The 21,256-nt window shown below is 72.3% G+C and carries 21 protein-coding genes and 2 pseudogenes; 21 read left to right on the plus strand and 2 right to left on the minus strand.

What is annotated here, in order from left to right; translation table 11 throughout:
- Positions 1–11 precede the first annotated feature (11 nt).
- Positions 12–1,559, plus strand: a complete 1,548-nt coding sequence (ffh, locus tag AC07BS_RS21375) for a signal recognition particle protein (protein ID WP_478650227.1) — start codon at positions 12–14, stop codon at positions 1,557–1,559.
- Positions 1,560–1,647: 88 nt separating this feature from the next.
- Here ffh and AC07BS_RS21380 read toward each other — a convergent pair whose 3' ends face one another.
- Positions 1,648–2,481, minus strand: a complete 834-nt coding sequence (locus tag AC07BS_RS21380) for a class I SAM-dependent methyltransferase (RefSeq protein WP_478650229.1) — start codon at positions 2,479–2,481, stop codon at positions 1,648–1,650.
- A gap of 377 nt (positions 2,482–2,858) precedes the next feature.
- Here AC07BS_RS21380 and proS point away from each other — a divergent pair, with 377 nt between their 5' ends.
- The 17 genes and pseudogenes from proS (at position 2,859) to AC07BS_RS21465 (ending at position 17,457) form a co-directional block, all read left to right on the plus strand.
- A complete protein-coding gene (gene proS / locus AC07BS_RS21385; RefSeq protein ID WP_478650231.1) occupies positions 2,859–4,274 on the plus strand; it encodes a proline--tRNA ligase in 1,416 nt (471 codons plus the stop codon).
- 243 nt (positions 4,275–4,517) lie between these two features.
- A complete protein-coding gene (locus AC07BS_RS21390; RefSeq protein ID WP_086566029.1) occupies positions 4,518–5,108 on the plus strand; it encodes a hypothetical protein in 591 nt (196 codons plus the stop codon).
- A gap of 204 nt (positions 5,109–5,312) precedes the next feature.
- The gene (gene rpsP / locus AC07BS_RS21395; protein WP_478650233.1) at positions 5,313–5,744 is read left to right on the plus strand and encodes a 30S ribosomal protein S16; all 432 of its coding nucleotides are present in this window, start codon (positions 5,313–5,315) and stop codon (positions 5,742–5,744) included.
- Between the two features lie 2 nt (positions 5,745–5,746).
- Positions 5,747–5,986: an RNA-binding protein gene (locus AC07BS_RS21400; RefSeq protein WP_190063066.1), complete on the plus strand. Its 240-nt coding sequence runs from the start codon at positions 5,747–5,749 to the stop codon at positions 5,984–5,986.
- Between the two features lie 90 nt (positions 5,987–6,076).
- Complete coding sequence (rimM, locus tag AC07BS_RS21405) at positions 6,077–6,640, plus strand: ribosome maturation factor RimM (RefSeq protein ID WP_478933825.1); 564 nt, start codon at positions 6,077–6,079, stop codon at positions 6,638–6,640.
- Positions 6,640–7,455 carry a tRNA (guanosine(37)-N1)-methyltransferase TrmD gene (gene trmD / locus AC07BS_RS21410; RefSeq protein ID WP_478933827.1) on the plus strand — a complete coding sequence of 272 codons (816 nt, stop codon included), beginning with the start codon at positions 6,640–6,642 and terminating at the stop codon, positions 7,453–7,455. Before rimM ends, trmD begins: the two co-directional genes overlap by 1 nt.
- A 129-nt stretch (positions 7,456–7,584) precedes the next feature.
- Entirely contained in the window at positions 7,585–7,935 is a 351-nt protein-coding gene (rplS, locus tag AC07BS_RS21415) for a 50S ribosomal protein L19 (protein ID WP_478650240.1), read from the plus strand.
- Between the two features lie 44 nt (positions 7,936–7,979).
- Complete coding sequence (lepB, locus tag AC07BS_RS21420; protein WP_478933829.1) at positions 7,980–8,900, plus strand: signal peptidase I; 921 nt, start codon at positions 7,980–7,982, stop codon at positions 8,898–8,900.
- Positions 8,893–9,999: pseudogene (gene lepB, locus AC07BS_RS21425) on the plus strand (signal peptidase I); the annotation flags it as partial. The gene lepB (AC07BS_RS21420) and the pseudogene lepB (AC07BS_RS21425), both read left to right, overlap by 8 nt.
- Positions 9,932–10,984 carry a signal peptidase I gene (gene lepB, locus AC07BS_RS21430; RefSeq protein ID WP_478933893.1) on the plus strand — a complete coding sequence of 351 codons (1,053 nt, stop codon included), beginning with the start codon at positions 9,932–9,934 and terminating at the stop codon, positions 10,982–10,984. The pseudogene lepB (AC07BS_RS21425) and the gene lepB (AC07BS_RS21430), both read left to right, overlap by 68 nt.
- 166 nt (positions 10,985–11,150) lie before the next feature.
- Positions 11,151–11,900, plus strand: a complete 750-nt coding sequence (lepB, locus tag AC07BS_RS21435; protein WP_478650244.1) for a signal peptidase I — start codon at positions 11,151–11,153, stop codon at positions 11,898–11,900.
- Positions 11,901–12,105: 205 nt separating this feature from the next.
- Positions 12,106–12,414: a DUF2469 domain-containing protein gene (locus tag AC07BS_RS21440; RefSeq protein WP_126916304.1), complete on the plus strand. Its 309-nt coding sequence runs from the start codon at positions 12,106–12,108 to the stop codon at positions 12,412–12,414.
- Positions 12,415–12,580: 166 nt separating this feature from the next.
- Complete coding sequence (locus AC07BS_RS21445) at positions 12,581–12,940, plus strand: YraN family protein (RefSeq protein ID WP_478650246.1); 360 nt, start codon at positions 12,581–12,583, stop codon at positions 12,938–12,940.
- Positions 12,940–14,553: a YifB family Mg chelatase-like AAA ATPase gene (locus tag AC07BS_RS21450; RefSeq protein WP_478933895.1), complete on the plus strand. Its 1,614-nt coding sequence runs from the start codon at positions 12,940–12,942 to the stop codon at positions 14,551–14,553. Before AC07BS_RS21445 ends, AC07BS_RS21450 begins: the two co-directional genes overlap by 1 nt.
- Positions 14,550–15,731: a DNA-processing protein DprA gene (gene dprA / locus AC07BS_RS21455; protein ID WP_478650248.1), complete on the plus strand. Its 1,182-nt coding sequence runs from the start codon at positions 14,550–14,552 to the stop codon at positions 15,729–15,731. Before AC07BS_RS21450 ends, dprA begins: the two co-directional genes overlap by 4 nt.
- 232 nt (positions 15,732–15,963) lie before the next feature.
- Positions 15,964–16,800 carry an RNA polymerase sigma factor WhiG gene (whiG, locus tag AC07BS_RS21460; protein WP_478650250.1) on the plus strand — a complete coding sequence of 279 codons (837 nt, stop codon included), beginning with the start codon at positions 15,964–15,966 and terminating at the stop codon, positions 16,798–16,800.
- 99 nt (positions 16,801–16,899) lie between these two features.
- Positions 16,900–17,457, plus strand: a complete 558-nt coding sequence (locus tag AC07BS_RS21465; protein ID WP_478650389.1) for a TetR/AcrR family transcriptional regulator — start codon at positions 16,900–16,902, stop codon at positions 17,455–17,457.
- A 156-nt stretch (positions 17,458–17,613) separates the two neighbouring features.
- Here AC07BS_RS21465 and AC07BS_RS21470 read toward each other — a convergent pair.
- Positions 17,614–18,042 (minus strand): annotated as a pseudogene (locus AC07BS_RS21470) (peptidoglycan DD-metalloendopeptidase family protein); the annotation flags it as partial.
- Positions 18,043–18,357: 315 nt separating this feature from the next.
- Here AC07BS_RS21470 and rpsB point away from each other — a divergent pair.
- The 3 genes from rpsB (at position 18,358) to pyrH (ending at position 21,184) form a co-directional block, all read left to right on the plus strand.
- Positions 18,358–19,227: a 30S ribosomal protein S2 gene (rpsB, locus tag AC07BS_RS21475; RefSeq protein WP_478650252.1), complete on the plus strand. Its 870-nt coding sequence runs from the start codon at positions 18,358–18,360 to the stop codon at positions 19,225–19,227.
- Between the two features lie 180 nt (positions 19,228–19,407).
- The gene (gene tsf, locus AC07BS_RS21480) at positions 19,408–20,244 is read left to right on the plus strand and encodes a translation elongation factor Ts (RefSeq protein WP_478650254.1); all 837 of its coding nucleotides are present in this window, start codon (positions 19,408–19,410) and stop codon (positions 20,242–20,244) included.
- Positions 20,245–20,404: 160 nt separating this feature from the next.
- The gene (gene pyrH, locus AC07BS_RS21485) at positions 20,405–21,184 is read left to right on the plus strand and encodes a UMP kinase (protein WP_478650256.1); all 780 of its coding nucleotides are present in this window, start codon (positions 20,405–20,407) and stop codon (positions 21,182–21,184) included.
- Positions 21,185–21,256: the final 72 nt, after the last annotated feature.

Genomic DNA, 21,256 nt, shown 5'->3' on the forward strand with positions numbered 1-21,256 from the left:
CCGCGACCACCGTGTTCGATACCCTCTCCGATCGCCTCGCAGCGACTTTCAAGTCCCTCCGGGGCAAAGGCCGCTTGAGCGAGGCGGACATCGACGCCACGGCGCGCGAGATCCGCATCGCCCTCCTCGAGGCGGACGTGGCCCTGCCCGTCGTGCGCGCCTTCATCAAGCAGGTCAAGGAAAGGGCCCTCGGCTCCGAGGTCTCCCAGGCGCTGAACCCGGCCCAGCAGGTCATCAAGATCGTCAACGACGAGCTGGTGACCATCCTCGGTGGCGAGACCCGCCGCCTGCGGTTCGCCAAGAGCGGCCCGACGGTGATCATGCTCGCCGGTCTCCAGGGTGCCGGTAAGACCACGCTCGCCGGAAAGCTCGGCCACTGGCTGAAGAAGCAGGGCCACGCGCCCCTGCTCGTCGCCTGTGACCTCCAGCGCCCCAACGCCGTCAACCAGCTCGGCGTGGTCGCCGAGCGTGCCGGTGTGGCGATCTTCGCGCCGGAGCCGGGCAACGGCGTCGGCGACCCGGTGCAGGTGGCGAAGGACTCCGTCGAGTTCGCCCGGTCCAAGCAGTACGACGTCGTGATCGTCGACACCGCCGGCCGCCTCGGCATCGACGCCGAGCTGATGCAGCAGGCCGCGGACATCCGCGACGCCGTGTCGCCGGACGAGATCCTCTTCGTCGTCGACGCCATGATCGGTCAGGACGCGGTCAACACCGCCGAGGCCTTCCGCGACGGCGTCGGCTTCGACGGCGTGGTGCTCTCCAAGCTCGACGGCGACGCCCGCGGTGGTGCCGCCCTGTCGGTCGCGCACGTGACCGGCAAGCAGGTCATGTTCGCCTCCAACGGCGAGAAGCTGGACGACTTCGACGCGTTCCACCCGGACCGCATGGCGTCCCGCATCCTCGGCATGGGCGACGTGCTCAGCCTCATCGAGAAGGCCGAGCAGACCTTCAGCCAGGACGAGGCCGAGAAGATGGCGGCCAAGCTGGCGAAGGGGCCGAAGGAGTTCACGCTCGACGACTTCCTGTCGCAGATGGAGCAGGTCCGCAAGATGGGCTCCATCTCCAAGCTGCTCGGCATGCTGCCCGGCATGGGGCAGATCAAGGAGCAGATCAACAACCTCGACGAGCGTGACGTCGACCGCACCGCGGCGATCATCAAGTCGATGACCCCGGCCGAGCGCCAGGACCCGACGATCATCAACGGCTCGCGCCGGGCCCGTATCGCCAAGGGTTCGGGCGTGGACGTCAGCGCCGTGAAGAACCTGGTCGAGCGGTTCTTCGACGCGCGCAAGATGATGTCCCGCATGGCTCAGGGCGGCGGCATGCCGGGAATGCCCGGCATGCCGGGCATGGGTGGCGGCGCGGCCCGAAAGAAGAAGCAGGTCAAGCAGGCCAAGGGCAAGCGCCAGTCCGGCAACCCGATGAAGCGGAAGGCAGAGGAGCAGGCCGCCGCCGAGCGCCGCGAGGCCGCCCAGGCGGGCAATCCGCTGGGCCTGCCGGCCGGCCAGGGCGGGCAGGACTTCGAACTGCCCGACGAGTTCAAGAAGTTCATGGGCTGACGCCCGGCGAAAGGCTTCCCGCGTATGCCCCCGGTCCTTCCGGGGGCATACGTGTTTTTCGCGCCCGGACCCGTCGGACCCGCGACCCTCAGACCCGCGCGATCAGATACCGGAACACATTCGGCATCCACACCGTGCCGTCGGGCCGCAGATACGGATGGAGCGCCTCGGCCAGTTCCTTGGTGACCTGTTCCTCGTCGGTGGCCGCGATCGCCGCGTCGAAGGCGCCGGTGGACAACAGGCCGCGGACCGCGCTGCCGAGATCGGCGTAGCCGTACGGGCAGGCGACGCGGCCGGAGCCGTCGGGGGTGAGCCCGGCCCGGCGGGCGAGGTTCTCCAGGTCGTCGCGTCCGCTGGGGCGCCAGCGGGCGGGCGCGCACATGGGGTCGGCGAGGCGGGCCGCGACACGCAGTGCCCCGGAGGCGGCGCAGCGCTCCTGGGGTCCCCAGCCGGCCAGGACGACGGGGGTGCCCTGGGCGGCCCGGGCGGCGGCGCGGGTGAGGGCGCCGGCCAGGGCGCCGGTGTCGCCGGTGGCGGTGATGAGCGGGTCGAAGGCGGTGACCAGGGTGTGGGGTGCTGCCGCGGGGGTCCGGTCCCAGGCGTCCTCCGGGCCGCCGAGGACCAGCCGGGCGCCGTCGCCGCGGGTGCCCTCGGGCAGCAGCCGTTCGCGGGCGAGCTGGAGCCGGCGGCCGTCGTGGTCGACGCCGCAGACGGCTGCGCCGCGCGCCGCGGCCATCAGCAGGGACAGTCCGGAGCCGCAGCCGAGGGCCAGCAGCCGGGTGTCGGGGCCGACCTCGAGGCGTTCGTAGACCGCTTCGTAGAGCGGTACCAGCATCCGTTCCTGGATTTCCGCCCAGTCGCGGGCCCGTGAGGCGGGCGAGGTGGGGGACGGCCGGTGCCGCCGTACGAGCGTAGGTGTCATCGAATGCGCCCCAATCCGCCGGGTGACGTGTCCGTGTGGCCTGCTCCGTCGTTCCGCCCCCATGAGTGCCGCTGTGTGGTGCCGTGTGCCCGTGCCGTGCCGACGCGCCGCCGTGTGCCGCGGGGCGGCGCTTCGTGGCGCGTCGTGGTGAAACCCCCCGATGCCAGAGAACTCCGCTTCCGCCGCCGAGTCCAGGGGGTGACGCGAGAAGGTTCCCGTGTGCCCACGATGGCATGTGCCGGGCGGGGTCGCACGAAATGCCGGGCGGCCCCGAGGACGGAAACGGAAGGCGAACAGGAGGGCGGTCCGGCCGGGAAGGGCCGGTGTCCCGCGGACGGATTCACACTCGGCGTGGCGCGCCCCGTACCATTCGCAGCATGGCAAAGGCTCCCATTCTCACCCCCCAGGCGGAAGACTTCCCGCGCTGGTACCAGGACTTGATCAACAAGGCCGAGCTGGCCGACAACGGCCCGGTGCGCGGCACCATGGTCATCCGGCCGTACGGCTATGGGCTCTGGGAGCGCATGCAGCAGGAGATGGACGCCCGGATCAAGGACGCGGGTGCCTCCAACGCGTACTTCCCGCTCTTCATCCCGCAGTCGTACCTGACGAAGGAGGCGGAGCACGTCGAGGGCTTCGCCCCCGAGCTCGCGGTCGTCACCCACGGCGGCGGCAAGGAGCTGGACGAGCCGGTCGTCGTGCGGCCGACCTCCGAGACGATCATCAACGAGTACTTCTCGAAGTGGGTGCAGAGCTACCGCGACCTCCCGCTGCTGATCAACCAGTGGGCGAACGTGGTGCGTTGGGAGATGCGTCCGCGCGTCTTCCTGCGGACGAGCGAGTTCCTCTGGCAGGAGGGTCACACCGCGCACGCCACCTACGAGGACGCCCGCGACTACGCGGCCCGTATCCACCGCGAGGTCTACTACGACTTCATGGTCAACGTCCTCGGCATCGACGTCGTCCTCGGCCGCAAGACGCCCAAGGAGCGTTTCGCGGGCGCGATCAACACCCTCACCCTCGAGGGCATGATGGGCGACGGCAAGGCGCTGCAGATGGGCACCAGCCACGAGCTGGGCCAGAACTTCGCCAAGGCCTTCAACACCTCGTACCTGTCGAAGGACGGGCACCAGGAGATGGTCTGGCAGACCTCCTGGGGTGTGTCGACCCGCATGGTCGGCGGTCTGATCATGTCGCACGGCGACGACAAGGGCCTCCGGGTGCCGCCGCGCCTGGCGTCGGTGCAGGCCGTGGTCCTGGCGATCAAGGGTGACGAGGCCGTGCTGGCCAAGGTCCGCGAGATCGGCGACGTGCTCAAGGCCGCGGGTGTGCGGGTGCAGGTCGACGACCGCACCGACACCCCGTTCGGCCGCCGGGCCGTGGACTGGGAGCTCAAGGGCGTTCCGGTCCGCATCGAGATCGGCCCGCGCGACCTGGAGAACGGCACGGCCATGCTGGCCCGCCGCATCCCGGGCGGCAAGGAGCCGGTCCGCATCGACGAGCTGGCCGCGCTGCTGCCGAAGGTCCTGGAGGAGGACCAGGCGCAGCTGCTGCGCGAGTCGCGCGAGCGCCGCGAGTCCCGCACCACGGACGTCGCGACCATCGAGGAGGCCGCCGAGGCCGCCCTCGCCGGCGGCTGGGCCCGCATCCCGTGGGCGACGCTGGGCGCGGAGGGCGAGGCCAAGCTGGCCGAGCAGGCCGTGACCGTGCGCTGCCTGGTGATGCCGGACGGTTCGGTGCCGGAGACCGACGACGCCGAGGGCGCCCTCGCGATCGTCGCCCGCGCCTACTGATCCCCGCGTACCCGGGCGCGCGCTCTCGGCGCGCGCCCGGGTCGTTTGCGCTGGAACGTCGCACTTACTGATGAGTCAGTACGTCCCACCTTGCGAACTGGTGCACGGCTCATCCGCCTTCTCCGTAGTTCTGCGCACCCGCCCTCCTCGGGACGTATGAGGCGGGAAACTGACTGGTACGTGCAAATTATTTGGGATGGCCCGGTATCGGAACACCGGGCCGTCCCGGCTCGTTGTCACGACGTGAGCACGACACCACCTGTTCTCGCCGCAGAGCTGGCGCAGGCGTGGGCCGACATTCAGCGGTTCCACCCCGAGCTGCCGGATCTAGCCGCGCCCGAATCGTTGATCGGGGAGTCGTCGTCCGCCTGTGGCGCCGAGCTCTCCTTCGAAAGGCTGCTGCACGAGGCAGTGCACGGCATCGCGGCCGCCCGCGGTGTCCGCGACACCTCTCGTGCGGGCCGCTACCACAACCGCCGGTTCCTGGCGATCGCCGAGGAACTGGGGCTCGACCACAGCGACGAGCCGCACCCCAGCAGCGGCTTCTCCCTGGTCGTGCTCAACCCGGAGGCGCGCAAGCGCTACCGCTCCACGATCGACAGACTGCAGCGCGCGCTGAAGGCGCACACCGTCGCCACCGCCGCCGACACCTCGCGCACCTTCCGGGGTCCGGCCGCGCGGCACGGCTCGTCGGGCGGCGGGGTGCGGGTGAAGGCGGTCTGCCAGTGCGGGCGCAACGTCCGCGTGGTGCCGTCCGTGCTCGCCCAGGCGCCGATCATGTGCGGTGGCTGCGGCCAGCCCTTCCGTATCCCCGAGGCGGTCTCCGTCGGCTGACGCCGCGAGGTCCCGGGGTGCGGCCCGGGTTCCGGCCGGGGTCGGCGTTCCCACGCGGGTGTGGCACAATGGGTCGCTGTACTCGACAGTCGCACAGGACCCCTCTCTCCTCCGGCTGACGCGTCCATCGGGCACCCGAGTACCGCAACCCCACGTGGCATCTTGTTGTGCCCAACCACGTCAAGACCAGGAGACACCACTTCCGTGGCAGTCAAGATCAAGCTGAAGCGTCTGGGCAAGATCCGTTCGCCTCACTACCGCATCGTCGTCGCCGACTCCCGTACCCGCCGTGACGGCCGGGCCATCGAGGAGATCGGCCTGTACCACCCGGTGCAGAACCCCTCCCGCATCGAGGTCGACAGCGAGCGCGCCCAGTACTGGCTGAGCGTCGGCGCGCAGCCGACCGAGCCGGTCCTGGCCATCCTCAAGGTCACCGGCGACTGGCAGAAGTTCAAGGGTCTGCCGGCCCCGGCCCCGATGCTCGTCGCCCAGCCGAAGGCCGACCACAGCGGTCTGTTCGACGCCGCCGTGAACGCCGCCGACGCGTCGAAGGGTGAGGCCATCACCCCGAAGGCGAAGAAGTCGGAGAAGAAGGACGAGGCCGAGGCCGAGTCCGCTGAGTCGACCGAGGCCTGAGCATGCTCGAGGAGGCCCTCGAGCACCTCGTTAAGGGCATCGTCGACAACCCCGACGACGTGCAGGTCGCCTCGCGCAACCTGCGTCGCGGGCGCGTGCTGGAAGTCCGGGTGCACCCCGACGACCTCGGCAAGGTGATCGGCCGCAACGGCCGCACCGCGCGCGCCCTGCGTACCGTCGTGGGCGCCATCGGCGGCCGTGGCATCCGCGTCGACCTGGTCGACGTGGACGACGTCCGCTGAGCAGCGATAGAGCACCGGCACGGGCCGGGAAGGATTCTCCTTCCCGGCCCGTTGTCGCGTTCGTACGGATTTGCGTGAAGGATTGAGACTGTGCAGCTGGTAGTCGGGAGGATCGGCCGCGCCCATGGCATCAAGGGCGAGGTCACGGTCGAGGTGCGGACGGACGAGCCCGAGCTGCGGCTCGGCCCGGGTGCCGTGCTGGCCACGGACCCCGCGGGCACGGGCCCGCTCACCGTGGAGACCGGTCGGGTGCACAGCGGCCGGCTGCTGCTGCGCTTCACGGGCGTCGCGGACCGCACCGCCGCCGAGGCGCTGCGCAACACCCTGCTGATCGCCGACGTCGACCCGGACGAGACGCCGGAGGACCCCGACGAGTTCTACGATCACCAGCTGATGGATCTCGACGTCGTCACCGTCGACGGCACGGCCGTCGGCCGGATCGCGGAGATCTCCCACCTGCCGTCCCAGGACCTGTTCATCGTCGAGCGGCCGGACGGCGGCGAGGCGATGATCCCCTTCGTCTCCGAGATCGTCACCGAGATCGACCTGGACCGCCAGATCGTCGTCGTCGACCCGCCGCGCGGTCTGCTCGACTCCGCCGAGGCCGAGGTCGTGAGCTCCCGCGACGACGGCGCGAGCGAGGGCGACGCCTGATGCGCCTCGACGTCGTCACGATCTTTCCGGAGTACCTGGAGCCCCTGAACGTCTCGCTCGTCGGCAAGGCGCGCGCCCGCGGCGTCCTGGACGTACGCGTCCACGACCTGCGGGAGTGGACGCACGACAAGCACAACACCGTCGACGACACCCCGTACGGCGGCGGCCCCGGCATGGTCATGAAGCCCGAGCCGTGGGGCGAGGCGCTCGACGCGATCGTGGAGTCCGGCGCGGAGGACGCGCGGCCCACCATCGTCGTCCCCACCCCCAGCGGCCGGCCGTTCACCCAGCAGCTCGCCGTCGAGCTGTCCGAGAAGCCGTGGCTGGTGTTCACCCCGGCCCGCTACGAGGGCATCGACCGCCGCGTCATCGAGGAGTACGGCGACCGCTTCGACGTGCGCGAGGTCTCCATCGGCGACTACGTGCTGGCCGGCGGCGAGGCCCCGGTGCTGGTCATGGTCGAGGCCGTCGCCCGGCTGCTGCCCGGCGTCCTGGGCAACGCCGAGTCGCACCGCGACGACTCCTTCGCCCCCGGGGCCATGGCCGACCTGCTGGAGGGCCCCGTCTACACCAAGCCGCCGGAGTGGCGCGGCCGGGGCATCCCGGACGTGCTGCTCAGCGGCCACCACGGGAAGATCGCCCGCTGGCGCCGGGACGAGGCGTTCCGGCGCACCACCCTGAACCGGCCGGACCTGATCGAGCGCGCCGACCCGGCGGCGTTCGACAAGAAGGACCGCGAGATGCTCTCGATCCTGGGCTGGGCCCCGGGCGAGGACGGCCGATTTGGGCGAGTGGACCCCCTCGTGGAAGAATGAGCCGTTGCCGTGCGTCCGGCGCGCGCCCCTGCCACAGGGGGACCGACGCCGCCCGCCGCTTCGGCACCACTCCACCTTTCAGCACGATTCCGCTGATGACCTGTGGCATCAGCGAGGAAGCAGAGACTTATGTCCACCCTGCTCGACGGCGTCAACGCCGGCTCCCTGCGCACCGACGTCCCGGCGTTCCGCCCCGGCGACACCGTGAACGTCCACGTCCGCGTCATCGAGGGCAACCGCTCCCGTATCCAGCAGTTCAAGGGTGTCGTCATCCGCCGCCAGGGCGCCGGCGTCAGCGAGACCTTCACGGTCCGCAAGGTCTCCTTCTCCGTCGGCGTCGAGCGCACCTTCCCGGTGCACAGCCCGATCTTCGAGAAGGTCGAGCTCGTGACCCGCGGTGACGTTCGTCGCGCCAAGCTGTACTACCTCCGTGAGCTGCGCGGCAAGGCCGCGAAGATCAAGGAGAAGCGCGACAACTGAGCTTCCCGGCGGCGTCCCGGCCCGGCCGGATAGGCTCTCGGCCGATGGACACCGACGAACAGCTCGCACAGCTTCCGGAGCGCGATCTCCCGCCCGACCCCGTCCAGGGGGAGGAGCGGGGGTCGCGCTCCGCGCGTTTCACGGCCCGCGCCGCCCGCGCCCGGCGTTGGCTCACCGGCGGCGGGCCGCTGCGCCGGGCCGGGCTGCTGCTGGTCGTCTGCATGTTTTTCCTGTTGCTGGTCAGCAGCTATGTCGTGCAGCCCTTTCTGATTCCCAGCGGGTCGATGCGGAACACCCTCGACGTGGGTGACCGGGTCCTGGTCAACAAGCTCGCCTACGCCTTCGGCGACGAGCCCCGGCGCGGTGACGTGATCGTCTTCGACGGCACCGACTCCTTCGTCCAGGCCGGGGCCGGGCCCGCGGAGAACCCGGTGACGGCCCTGGTGCGCAAGGGGGCCTCGGCCGTGGGGCTGATGTCCTCCTCGCGGAACGACTACATCAAGCGGGTCGTGGGCGTCGGCGGCGACCGCGTCCGGTGCTGCGACCGCGCGGGCCGGCTGGAGGTCAACGGCCACCCGGTGATCGAGGACTATCTCTTCCCGGGCGACTCGCCCTCGCGCGTGCCGTTCGACATCGTGGTGCCGGAGGGCAAGCTATGGGTCATGGGTGACCATCGCAGTGACTCCCGTGATTCCCGTGACCACCTGGGCGAGCCCGGTGGGGGCACGGTCCCGGTCGGCCGGGTCATCGGGCGGGCCGACTGGATCGGCTGGCCGATGGGCCGCATGACCTCGCTGAAACGGTCCTCCGCCTTCGCGGGCGTGCCGGACCCGGGCGGGAGCGGTGGCGCGGGCGGGCACGGCGGGATGTCGTACGGGACGTCGGACGGGGCGTCGTACGGGACTCCGGACGGGGCGTCGCACGGGACGTCGTACGGGATGCCTGACGGGGTGTCGCATGGGTAGCCGGGGCCGTACCGGCCCTCGCCCCCGCCCGGTGACGGGGGCCGGAGCGGGCACGGCGATCCGTACGGTGCCGGAGGAAGCGGTCGGCACGGGGACGGCCGAGGCGACCGGGACGGCCGGCGGAACGGCGCCCGGCGCGGCGCCGCCCGTCACCGGCGGGCGGGCCGAGCGGCGGAAGGCCGCCAAGCGGATGAAGCGGCGGCGCCAGCGGTCCCTGCTCAAGGAGGTGCCCGTCCTCATAGGCGTGGCGCTGCTGATCGCCCTCGTCCTCAAGACGTTCCTCGTCCAGGCGTTCGTGATCCCGTCCGGCTCGATGGAGCAGACGATCCGGATCGGCGACCGGGTGCTCGTCGACAAGCTGACGCCGTGGTTCGGCTCCCGGCCGGAGCGCGGGGACGTGGTGGTCTTCAAGGACCCGGGCGGCTGGCTGGACGGCGACCAGACGTATGCGGCGGGGCCGGACCCGATCGGGGTCAAGCAGGTGAAGCAGGCGCTGACCTTCATCGGACTGCTGCCGTCCGCCGACGAACGGGACCTGATCAAGCGGGTCGTGGGAGTGGGCGGTGACACCGTCAAGTGCTGCGACGCCGCCGGCAAGGTCACGGTCAACGGCAAGCCGGTCGACGAGCCCTACGTCCACCCCGGTAATCCCCCCTCGAAGATCAGGTTCGAGGTGCAGGTGCCTCGCGGGCGGCTCTTCGTGATGGGCGACCACCGGTCCGATTCGGCCGACTCGCGCTACCACCTGGACCAACCAGGGATGGGCACCGTCTCGGAGGACAAGGTGGTGGGACGCGCGGTGGTCATCGCCTGGCCGTTCGGGCACTGGCGCAGGCTGTAGGCGGCGGGGGGCCGCTGTCCGGCTCACGCCGGCGAGGGCCGGGCTCACAAAGGGACCATCAGGGCGCATCGGTGTAATTCGACTCGCCGATCCCCGAGCCCTGCGGAACTCCCGCTCGTTAGGGGAGTGGTGGGCCCGTGTCGTGTGCGGCGCGGGCGGCGGCCCGGAGTGAGGAGTGGATGTGGGGGACGTGGCGGTCGGCTCACGGTCCGGTCACGGCGAGCCCGAGCGGCGGCCCGGGGACGAGCAGCGCTCCGGGGAGCCGCCCGAGGGTACGGGGGACGGGGGTGCCGGCGCCTCCCCCGAAGGTGCCGGGGAGCCGTCCCGCGCGTCCGGGGACGCCGGCGAGCCGTCCGGTGCGCCGCGCACCGCGCCGGGCGAGGACGGTGGGCAGGAGCCGCCGGACGCCGGGGCCGATCCGGAGCCGGGCCGGCGCGAGCCCTCCCGGCAGCGGTCCTTCTGGAAGGAGCTGCCGCTCCTCATCGGCATCGCCCTGCTGCTCGCGCTGGTGATCAAGACGTTCCTGGTGCAGGCCTTCTCGATCCCCTCCGAGTCGATGCAGAACACCCTTCAGCGCGGCGACCGGGTGCTGGTGGACAAGCTGACGCCGTGGTTCGGGTCGAAACCCGAGCGCGGTGAGGTCGTGGTCTTCCACGACCCGGGCAACTGGCTGGGCGAGAGCCCCTCGGCGGACAACGGCCCGGTCGCGAGCGTCGTCCAGAAGGTGCTCAGCTTTGTCGGGCTGATGCCGTCGGCGGAGGAGAAGGACCTGATCAAGCGGGTCATCGCGGTCGGCGGGGACACCGTGGAGTGCAAGGGCGACAACCAGCCGGTCGTCGTCAACGGCAAGCCGCTGGACGAGCCGTACATCTTCCCCGGCAACACCCCGTGCAGCGACAAGCCGTTCGGTCCGCTCAAGGTGCCCAAGGGTCGGATCTGGGTGATGGGCGACCACCGCCAGGACTCGCTGGACTCCCGCTGGCACATGGAGGGCGACAAGTTCCAGGGCACGGTGTCGGAGGACGACGTGGTGGGTCGCGCGATCGCGGTCGCCTGGCCGCTGAACCGGCTCTCCCTGCTGCCGGTGCCGGACACCTTCGACCAGCCGGGGCTGAACGCGGCCGCCGCCGCGGTGCCGCCGGCGCTGGGGGTGGCGGGCGCGGTGCCGCTGGTGCTGTGGCGCCGGAGCCGCGTCGCCCGGAGGGCGGCGGAGCCGGCCCGCGCCGGCGCGGCGCGGGGGTGAACGGAGGCGTGAGCGGTGGTGGGGCGAGGCGTGAACGAGGTCGGGCCGAGGGGCTGACTGCCGGGCGTACCGCCGGGTAGGGTGCGATTCCGGTGCCCCTGGGCATGCGTAATCCGATCTTCCACGAGGGCTCGGCCCCGTGGTCCTGAGGCGGGGCGGGAACGCGATGAGCAGAGCGGGACACGAGGGGGAGGGCGCCGGCCGCACCGGCGCGGTGCTGTCCGGGCTGGCCGTGGCCGTGGGCCTGGTGCTCTTCCTCGGCGGCTTCGCCTGGGCCGCCGTGCAGTACAAGCCGTACACCGTGCCCACCGACTCGATGGCCCCCACCATCGGGGTCGGCGACCGGGTCCTCGCCCAGCGCGTCCACGGCGACGCCGTGCGGCGCGGGGACGTCGTCGTCTTCCAGGACCGGGTCTGGGGCAACATGCCCATGATCAAGCGGGTCGTGGGCACCGGCGGGGACCGGATCGTGTGCTGCGACCGGCAGGGCCGGCTGACGATCAACGGCACCCCGGTCGACGAGCCCTATCTGCGGGACTCCGGCCCCGCCTCGCCCACCCCCTTCACCGCGATCGTGCCCGAGGGCCGGCTGTTCCTCCTCGGCGACCACCGCACCGACTCGGTCGACTCCCGCAGCCATCTGTCCGACGGCGGCCAGGGAGCGGTGCCGCGCGAGGCGGTACGGGCCCGGGTGGACGCCACGGCCTGGCCGGCGAGCGGCTGGGGCATGATCGACCGGCCCGGTTCCTTCGCCGCGCTGCCCGGCGGGACCTCCCGCCCGGGGCCGCTGCCGCTGATGGTCACCTGCGTGGTCGCGGGCGCCGCGCTCGTCATGGGCGGCGCGGCGTACGGGCCGCTGGCACGGGTCCGGCGCCGGGCGGGGGGCCGCGGGAGGGTTCCGGTGCCCCACGGCTGAACCGGCCGGGGCGGGACGGGGCGGGCCGCGGCGGACGGTCGTGCGAGGAACCGCTCCCGGCCCGTGAGACGGTGTATCCGAACAGGCTCGCCGAGCTGCCGCGTACGCTGCTCGGCGAGGGGCCCCCGAGTACGCCGGCGCACCTGGAGACCGGGCGTGCCCGACGCGCACAATGGGGGGACGCACGGCTGAAGGGGAACATGCCATGAGCGCCGAGGACCTCGAGAAGTACGAGACCGAGATGGAGCTGAAGCTCTACCGGGAGTACCGCGACGTCGTCGGTCTGTTCAAATACGTGATCGAGACCGAGCGGCGCTTCTACCTCACCAACGATTACGAGATGCAGGTGCACTCCGTGCAGGGCGAGGTCTTCTTCGAGGTCTCGATGGCGGACGCCTGGGTGTGGGACATGTACCGTCCCGCGCGCTTCGTGAAGCAGGTGCGGGTGCTCACGTTCAAGGACGTGAACATCGAGGAGCTCAACAAGACGGATCTGGACCTTCCGGGGACCTGATCCGGGGACCTGATCCGGGGACCTGCTCCGGGGATCTGATCGGGCGCCCCCCGGCCGGGCGGAGGGCCACCTTCGGGTGGCGAGGTTGTCCACATCGGGCCGGTTGTCCACCAAGATCCCACAGCCGGGGCGCGGGGCGGCAGAGTCGGTGCCGGAGGTGGTGCCGATGAACGCCCGAGGGGGACTCGGCCGGTACGGGGAGGAGCTGGCCGCGCGCCGGCTGACCGAGGCCGGGATGACCGTGCTGGCCCGCAATTGGCGGTGCCGGGACGGCGAGATCGACATCGTGGCCGCGGACGGCGACACCCTGGTCGTCTGCGAGGTCAAGGCCCGGCGTGAGGGGCCGTTCGAACATCCGATGGCCGCGGTCCGGGCCGGCAAGGCCGCGCGACTGCGCCTGCTGGCGGGCCGCTGGCTGGAGCGGTACGGCGGCGCCCCGCCGGGCGGGGTGCGCATCGACCTGGTGGGTGTGGTCCTCCCCGGCCGCGGCGCGCCCGTGGTGGAGCACGTCAAGGGGGTGGCGTGATGGGCTTCGCGCGGACGTGCTCGGTGGCGCTGACCGGGGTCGAGGGCGTGGTGGTCGAGGTCCAGGCCGGCCTGGAGCCGGGCGTCGCCGCGTTCACCCTGGTGGGGCTGCCCGACAAGAGCCTGAGCGAGAGCCGCGACCGGGTCCGGGCGGCGGTGGTGAACTCCGGCGGCGAATGGCCGCAGAAGAAGCTGACGGTGGGCCTGAGCCCGGCCTCCGTCCCCAAGGGCGGCAGCGGCTTCGACCTGGCCGTGGCCTGCGCGGTCCTGGCGGCGGCGGAGCGGATCGCGCCCTCCTCGATCGCCGATCTGGTGATGATCGGCGAGCTGGGACTGGACGGCCGGGTCCGCCCGGTGCGGGGCGTCCTTCCCGCGGTCCTGGCCGCCGCCGACGCCGGGTACCGCCAGGTGGTCGTCCCCGAGCGCACGGCGGCGGAGGCGGCGCTGGTCCCGGGCGTCTCGGTCCTGGGGGTGCGCAGCCTCCGGCAGCTGGTCGCGGTGCTGGCCGACGAGCCGGTGCCCGAGGAGGACGAGGATCCGCCTGGGGACGGGCGGCCCGACCCGGCGCTGGCGGGGCTGGTGATGCCCGGTGCCGCGCCGTTCGCCGGGGCGCGGCCCGGTGAGCGGCCGCCCGACCTGGCCGAGGTCGCCGGGCAGGCCAGGGCGCGCCGGGCGCTGGAGGTGGCCGCCGCCGGGCGGCACCATCTCTCCCTCCTGGGCCCGCCCGGGGCCGGCAAGACGCTCCTGGCCGAGCGGCTGCCCGGGCTCCTGCCGCCCCTCACGCCGCAGGAGTCCCTGGAGGTCACGGCGGTCCATTCGGTGGCCGGAGTCCTTCCCACCGGGCAGCCGCTGATCGACCGCCCGCCCTACTGCGCGCCCCACCACTCCGCCTCCATGCCCGCGCTCGTCGGCGGCGGGTCGGGGCAGCCCCGCCCAGGCGCTGTGTCGCTGGCGCACCGTGGAGTGCTTTTTCTGGACGAGGCGCCCGAGTTCTCCGGGCGGGTCCTGGACGCGCTGCGGCAGCCCCTGGAATCGGGGCACGTGGTGGTCGCCCGGTCCGGCGGGATGATGCGGCTGCCCGCCGCCTTCCTGCTGGTGCTCGCGGCCAACCCGTGCCCCTGCGGCCGGCACGGCATGACCGGCGACGGCTGCGAGTGCCCGCCGCAGGCGGTCCGGCGCTATCTGGGCCGGCTGTCGGGCCCGCTGATGGACCGCGTCGACCTCAGGGTGCGGGTCGAGCCGGTCGCCCGCTCCGAGCTGACGTCGGCCGCGCCGCCGGCCGAGAGCAGTGCCGAGGTCGCGGCGCGGGTGCGCGTCGCCCGGGCGCGGGCCGCCGAGCGCTACGCCGGCACACCCTGGTGCGCCAACAGCGACGTCCCGGGCCATGAGCTGCGCACCCGCTTCAGAGCCGCCCCGGAGGCGCTGGCCGAGGCCGAACGGGACATGGAGCGGGGGTTCCTGACGGCCCGGGGGCTCGACCGGGTGCTGCGCGTCGCCTGGACCCTGGCCGACCTCGCCGGGCACGACCGGCCGGACGCCGAGGACGTCGTGCAGGCGCTGGAGCTGCGCACGGGTGTGCTGCGCGGCGCGGTCCGGGCCGGGAGCCTGCCGTGACGGGGCCGGGCCCGGAGGAGCGGCTGGCGCGGGCCGCGCTCACCGGGCTGACCGAGCCCGGCGACGAGCACGTGGGCCGGTGGTTGCGGGAGATGGGGGCGGTGGCGCTGGTGCGGGGGCTGACCGGGGCCGGGCCGCCGCCGGAGGGCGCGGGCGCCGACCGGCTCGCCGGGTGCCGGGCGCGCGCCGCCGCCCGCGACCCGGCCGCCGACCTGGCGGCCGTGGACCGGCTCGGCGGTCGCTTCGTGTGCCCGGGCGATCCCGAGTGGCCCGGGCAGCTGGACGACCTGGGGGACGCCCGGCCCGTCGGCCTGTGGGTGCGCGGCGGGCCCAGCCTCCGGCTCTGGGCCCTGCGGTCCGTGGCCGTGGTGGGCGCCCGGGCCTGCACCGACTACGGCTCCTACGTCGCCTCCCTGCTCGGCTCGGGGCTCGCGGAGCGCGGCTGGGTGGTGGTCTCCGGCGCCGCGTACGGGGTCGACGGGGCCGCGCACCGCGGGGCGCTCGCCGCGGGCGGGGCGACGACGGCGGTGCTGGCCTGCGGGGTCGACGTGCCCTATCCGCGCGGGCACGCCGAGCTCCTCGGCCGGATCGCGGAGCAGGGGCTGGTGGTGGCGGAGCTGCCGCCGGGCGGGCATCCCACGCGCGCCCGCTTCGTGCTCCGCAACCGCGTCATCGCGGCGCTGACGCGGGGGACGGTGGTGGTGGAGGCGGAGTACCGCAGCGGGGCGCTGGTCACGGCGCGCCGGGCGCGGCGGCTGGGCCGGCACACGATGGGGGTGCCCGGGCCGGTCACCTCCGGCCTCTCGGCGGGGGTGCACGAACTGCTGCGCGAGGGGGCCTGCGTGGTGACCGACGCCGACGAGGTCGCCGAGCTCGTCGGCGGCATGGGCGAGCTCGCGCCGGAGCGGCACGGCCCGGTGGTGGCCCGCGACCTGCTGGACGAGACCGCCCGTCGGGCCCTGGAGGCCGTCCCCGGACAGGGCGGCGGCGACGCCGTGCTCATCGCGCGAAACGCCGGGATGAGCAGGGAGAGGACGGTCGCCGGGCTGTACGGGTTGCAGGCACTGGGATTCGTGGAACGCCGGGGCGATCGCTGGCAGCTCGCTGACGCTTCGTCAACATCCGGCACCCCCAAGCCCCCCGGACGGCGCCCCCCTGTGCGGCGAGGCGGTCTTTGACCTGGGGTGATCGGGTGAAAGGGTTAAGGAGGCGACCGCGGTGGCCGATACGGCGGGCTCCGCGGGGCCGCCGGGCGCCCGGCGGCCGTCGCCCGGAGCACCGCGCAGCGCCGCCGCGTCCACCGAAGGGGTCTCCTCGCTCACCGCAGTGCTCCGGTCACGCTACGCTCACGGGATTCCATCCGTTCGTACCAACCGGTCCACGTCACAGCAGAACGGCTCAGAACGACGTATGCCCCAGCACACTTCCGGGTCCGACCGCGCGGCGGCACCGCCCGCAGCGCGCGGCGCCGTGCGCCCTCCCGCACCCACGACGCTCGACGAGCTGTGGCGGTCGTACAAGGCCTCGGGCGACGACCGGCTGCGGGAGCAGTTGATCCTCCACTACTCGCCCCTGGTGAAGTACGTGGCCGGGCGGGTCAGCGTCGGCCTGCCCTCCAATGTCGAACAGGCCGACTTCGTCTCCTCCGGGATCTTCGGCCTCATCGACGCCATCGAGAAGTTCGACCCCACCCGCTCCATCAAGTTCGAGACCTACGCGATCACCCGCATCCGGGGCGCGATGATCGACGAGCTGCGGGCCCTGGACTGGATCCCCCGCTCGGTCCGGCAGAAGGCGCGCGCCGTCGAGCGCGCCTACGCCACCCTGGAGGCCGCCCTGCGACGCACACCCTCCGAGGCCGAGGTGGCCGCGGAGATGGAGATCTCCCTGGAGGAACTGCACGCGGTCTTCAGCCAGTTGTCGCTGGCCAACGTGGTGGCTCTGGAGGAGCTGCTCCACGCGGGCGGCGAGGGCGGCGACCGGCTGAGCCTGATGGACACCCTGGAGGACACCGCCGCCGACGACCCCGTCGAGGTCGCCGAGGACCACGAGCTCCGGCGGCTGCTGGCCCGCGCGATCAACACCCTGCCCGACCGGGAGAAGACCGTCGTCACCCTCTACTACTACGAGGGCCTCACCCTGGCCGAGATCGGCCACGTCCTCGGCGTCACGGAGAGCCGGGTGAGCCAGATCCACACCAAGTCGGTCCTCCAATTGCGGGCCAAGCTGGCGGACGTCGGCCGCTGAACCCGGTCGCGGAACCGTTCGCCGAATCGTCCCTCCAGCGTCGTCGCGGGCCGACCCTGTCCGTACAGTGGGTCCGTGCCCAGGATTCGAGCGGCCTCAGTGGCCGAGCACCGGACGATGCAGCGCGACGCCCTCTTGGACGCCGCCCGCTCATTGCTGTCCGAAGGCGGTACGGAGGCGCTGACCTTCCCCGCCCTCGCCGAGCGCACGGGACTCGCGCGGTCCTCGGTCTACGAGTACTTCCGCTCCCGCGCGGCCGTCGTCGAGGAGCTGTGCGCCGTCGACTTCCCCGTCTGGGCCGCCGAGGTGGAGGCCGCCATGGAGCGGGCCGCCACTCCCGAGGACAAGATCGAGGCCTATGTACGGCAGCAGCTGACGCTTGTCGGCGACCGCCGCCACCGGGCCGTCGTCGCCATCTCCGCCGGCGAGCTCGACGCGGGCGCCCGTGAGAAGATCCGCGCCGCCCACGGCGGACTGATCGCGATGGTCGTCGAGGCCCTGATGGCCCTCGGCCACGAGCAGCCGCGCCTGACGGCCATGCTGCTCCAGGGCGTCGTCGACGCCGCCGTACGCCGCATCGAGCTCGGCGCCGCTGAGGAACCGGACCGGATCACCGAAGCCGCGGTCACGATGGCCCTGCGCGGCGTCCGAGGCTGACCCCACCGCCCGTCGGCCCCGCCTCCCCAGCCGCCCCTCCACCGGCAGAAGACGCGACGGGCCGCCCCGCAGCATCCAGCGCGGCAGCAGGGTGAGTGGGTCCAGATAGGTGTCCCCTCGCCGTAGGCCCCAGTGGAGGCAGGGGCCCGGGCAGTGGTACGGGCCCGGCTGGAGGACGCCCACCGGCTGCCCGGCCGTCACCCGTGTCCCCACCGGCACCGCCGCCCTTACCGGCTCGTAGGTCGTCCGCAGGGGCGGCGCGCCCGTGCCGGACAGCTCCACCACCAGCACCCCGCGCCCGGCCACCGTGCCCGCGAAGGACACCGTCCCCGCGGCCGCCGCCCGCACCGGCAGGCCCGGGCCCGCGCGCAGATCCACGCCGCGGTGCCCCGCCGCCCAGGGCGCCGGCGGGGGCTCCCACGCGCGCAGCACCGGCGGCCGGCGCGCCCCGGCCGCCCCCGCGACCGGCCACGCACGGTCACCGGGGTCGGCGAACGCCGGCGCGGCGGCGCCCGTACACCAGAGAATGAGGGTCGCGAGGGCGCGCAGCAGGAGCGCCCGGGCGACCGGACCCGTTCGTCGCATGCCCCCACGGTGACGGAGCGTGTCCGAACGTGCGGATCATGACGAGGATCTGTGGACTACTCGCGGGTTGTGCACAACGCCGTCACCCGCCGCTTCTCCGGTCCCGTACACTTCTCTTGGCGATCCGGGTCACCGGGTCGACTTCGCACGCCCCGCCACTGGCGCGTCAGACCCACTCGGGCAGCCCGGTGGCCGTGTCTCTCGGTCCGCGGAACGGCTTCTCGTACGGGAAATCGTCCACGGCAGGCGCGTCGGGGCGTCAGGAGCGGCGGCCGCCCGGCCGTCGTGGAACCGAGTATTTCAAGGAGCGCGGCCATGGCCGTCGTCACGATGCGGGAGCTGCTGGAGAGCGGCGTCCACTTCGGTCACCAGACCCGTCGTTGGAACCCGAAGATGAAGCGTTTCATCTTCACGGAGCGCAACGGCATCTACATCATCGACCTGCTCCAGTCGCTGTCGTACATCGACCGCGCCTACGAGTTCGTCAAGGAGACCGTCGCGCACGGCGGCTCCATCATGTTCGTCGGTACGAAGAAGCAGGCCCAGGAGGCCATCGCCGAGCAGGCGACCCGTGTCGGCATGCCCTACGTCAACCAGCGCTGGCTGGGCGGCATGCTCACCAACTTCTCGACCGTCTACAAGCGCCTCCAGCGCCTGAAGGAGCTCGAGCTCATCGACTTCGAGGACGTGGCCGCCTCCGGCCTCACCAAGAAGGAGCTCCTGGTCCTCTCCCGCGAGAAGGCCAAGCTGGAGAAGACCCTCGGCGGTATCCGCGAGATGCAGAAGGTGCCCAGCGCCGTCTGGATCGTGGACACCAAGAAGGAGCACATCGCCGTCGGTGAGGCGCGCAAGCTGCGCATCCCGGTCGTCGCGATCCTCGACACCAACTGCGACCCCGACGAGGTCGACTACAAGATCCCGGGCAACGACGACGCCATCCGCTCCGTCACCCTGCTCACCCGTGTGATCGCCGACGCCGTCGCCGAGGGCCTCATCGCCCGCTCCGGTGGTGCCGGTGAGGGCAAGGGCGAGAAGGCCGCGGGCGAGCCGCTGGCCGAGTGGGAGCGCGACCTGCTCGAGGGCGAGAAGAAGGCTGACGAGGCCGCCGAGGCCCCGGCCGCCGAGGCCGCCCCGGCCGCCGAGGCCGTCGAGGCCGAGAAGCCGGCCGACGCCGAGCAGGCCTGACGCCCCAAGCCGTAGTGCACGGCGGGGGCGCGTGAAACGCCCCCGCCGTCGCCCGGTGGATCCACTGTCGGACCCCGTCAGCGGGACGGGGACCGGCAGCTGTGGTGACCTCAAGACGGACGAGCCCGACCGCGCCTCGTACGGGGCCGGCTGGGCGTAGTGCAGAAGAAGGATTCAAGGATGGCGAACTACACCGCCGCTGACGTCAAGAAGCTCCGCGAGCTCACCGGCGCCGGCATGATGGACTGCAAGAAGGCGCTCGACGAGGCCGAGGGCAACCTCGAGAAGGCCGTCGAGATCGTTCGCGTCAAGGGCCTGAAGGGTGTGGCCAAGCGCGAGAGCCGCACCACCGAGAACGGCGCCGTCGCCTCCGTCATCGCCGACGACAACGGCTCCGGTGTCATCGTCGAGCTGAAGTGCGAGACGGACTTCGTCGCCAAGGGCGAGAAGTTCATCGCCGTCGCCGACGCCCTGGCCGCCCACATCGCCAAGGTCGCCCCGGCCGACGTCGAGGCCCTGATGGCTTCCGAGATCGAGGCCGGCAAGACCGTCCAGGCGTTCGTGGACGAGGCCAACGCCACCCTCGGTGAGAAGATCGTCGTCGACCGCTTCGCGCACTTCGCCGACGGCAAGGTCTTCGCCTACATGCACCGCACCGCCGCGGACCTGCCCCCGCAGGTCGGTGTCCTGGTCGAGCTGGACGGCGACAACGCCGAGGTCGCCAAGGACGTCGCGCAGCACATCGCCGCGTTCGCGCCGAAGTTCCTCTCCCGTGACGCCATCCCGGCCGACGTCGTCGAGAACGAGCGTCGCGTCGCCGAGGCCACCGCTCGCGAGGAGGGCAAGCCCGAGGCCGCCCTGCCGAAGATCGTCGAGGGTCGCGTCACCGGCTTCTTCAAGGAGCAGGTCCTGCTGGACCAGGCGTTCGCCAAGGACAACAAGAAGACCGTCCAGAAGATCCTGGACGAGGCCGGTGTCACGCTGAAGCGCTTCGCCCGCATCCGCGTCGGCGCCTGAGCCGTCGGCAGCAGCGAATGACCCGCGACCCGCTAGGGTCGTACGCAGCCGACCGTCCACCGGCCGGCCGCTGATGTGACGAGGAGGCCATTGCCGCAGAGGGAACCGAAAGGATCCATCCGGCAATGGCCTTCTTCGTATGTGCACGAGGAGAACTGCAATGAACCAGGGTGCGGACGCCAAGCAGGCCGCCGACGACACCAGCGCCGTGACGGGCAAGCGGCGCCGGTTCCTGCTGAAACTGTCAGGTGAGGCCTTCGCCGGTGGCGGCGGGCTCGGTGTCGACCCCGATGTCGTGCACGCCATCGCCCGTGAGATCGCCGCCGTGGTCCGCGAGGGCTACGAGATCGCCGTCGTCATCGGCGGCGGCAACTTCTTCCGTGGCGCCGAGCTCCAGCAGCGCGGCATGGACCGGGCCCGCTCGGACTACATGGGCATGCTCGGCACCGTGATGAACAGCCTCGCCCTCCAGGACTTCCTGTCCAAGGAAGGCGTGGAGACCCGGGTCCAGACCGGTATCACCATGGGCCAGGTCGCCGAGCCGTTCATCCCGCTGCGCGCCGTGCGCCACCTGGAGAAGGGCCGCGTCGTGATCTTCGGCGCCGGCATGGGCATGCCCTACTTCTCCACCGACACCACCGCCGCCCAGCGCGCCCTGGAGATCCACGCCGAGGCGATCCTCATGGGCAAGAACGGCGTCGACGGGGTCTACGACTCCGACCCGAAGAAGAACCCCGACGCGGTGAAGTTCGACGCCCTGGAGTACGGCGAGGTGCTCGCCCGCGGCCTGAAGGTCGCCGACGCCACCGCCATCAGCCTGTGCATGGACAACAAGCTGCCGATCCTGGTCTTCGAGCTGCTCGCCGCGGGCAACATCGCGCGTGCGGTCAAGGGTGAGAAGATCGGCACGCTCGTGAGCGACCAGGGCACGCGGGCCTGACAAACCGCACGCCGTCCGCGTCCGCCCGCCCGGACGCCGGCGGACGGCAACACCGTGCCGGGGGAAGACCTC

The organism is Streptomyces sp. NPDC044063, assembly GCF_056434285.1.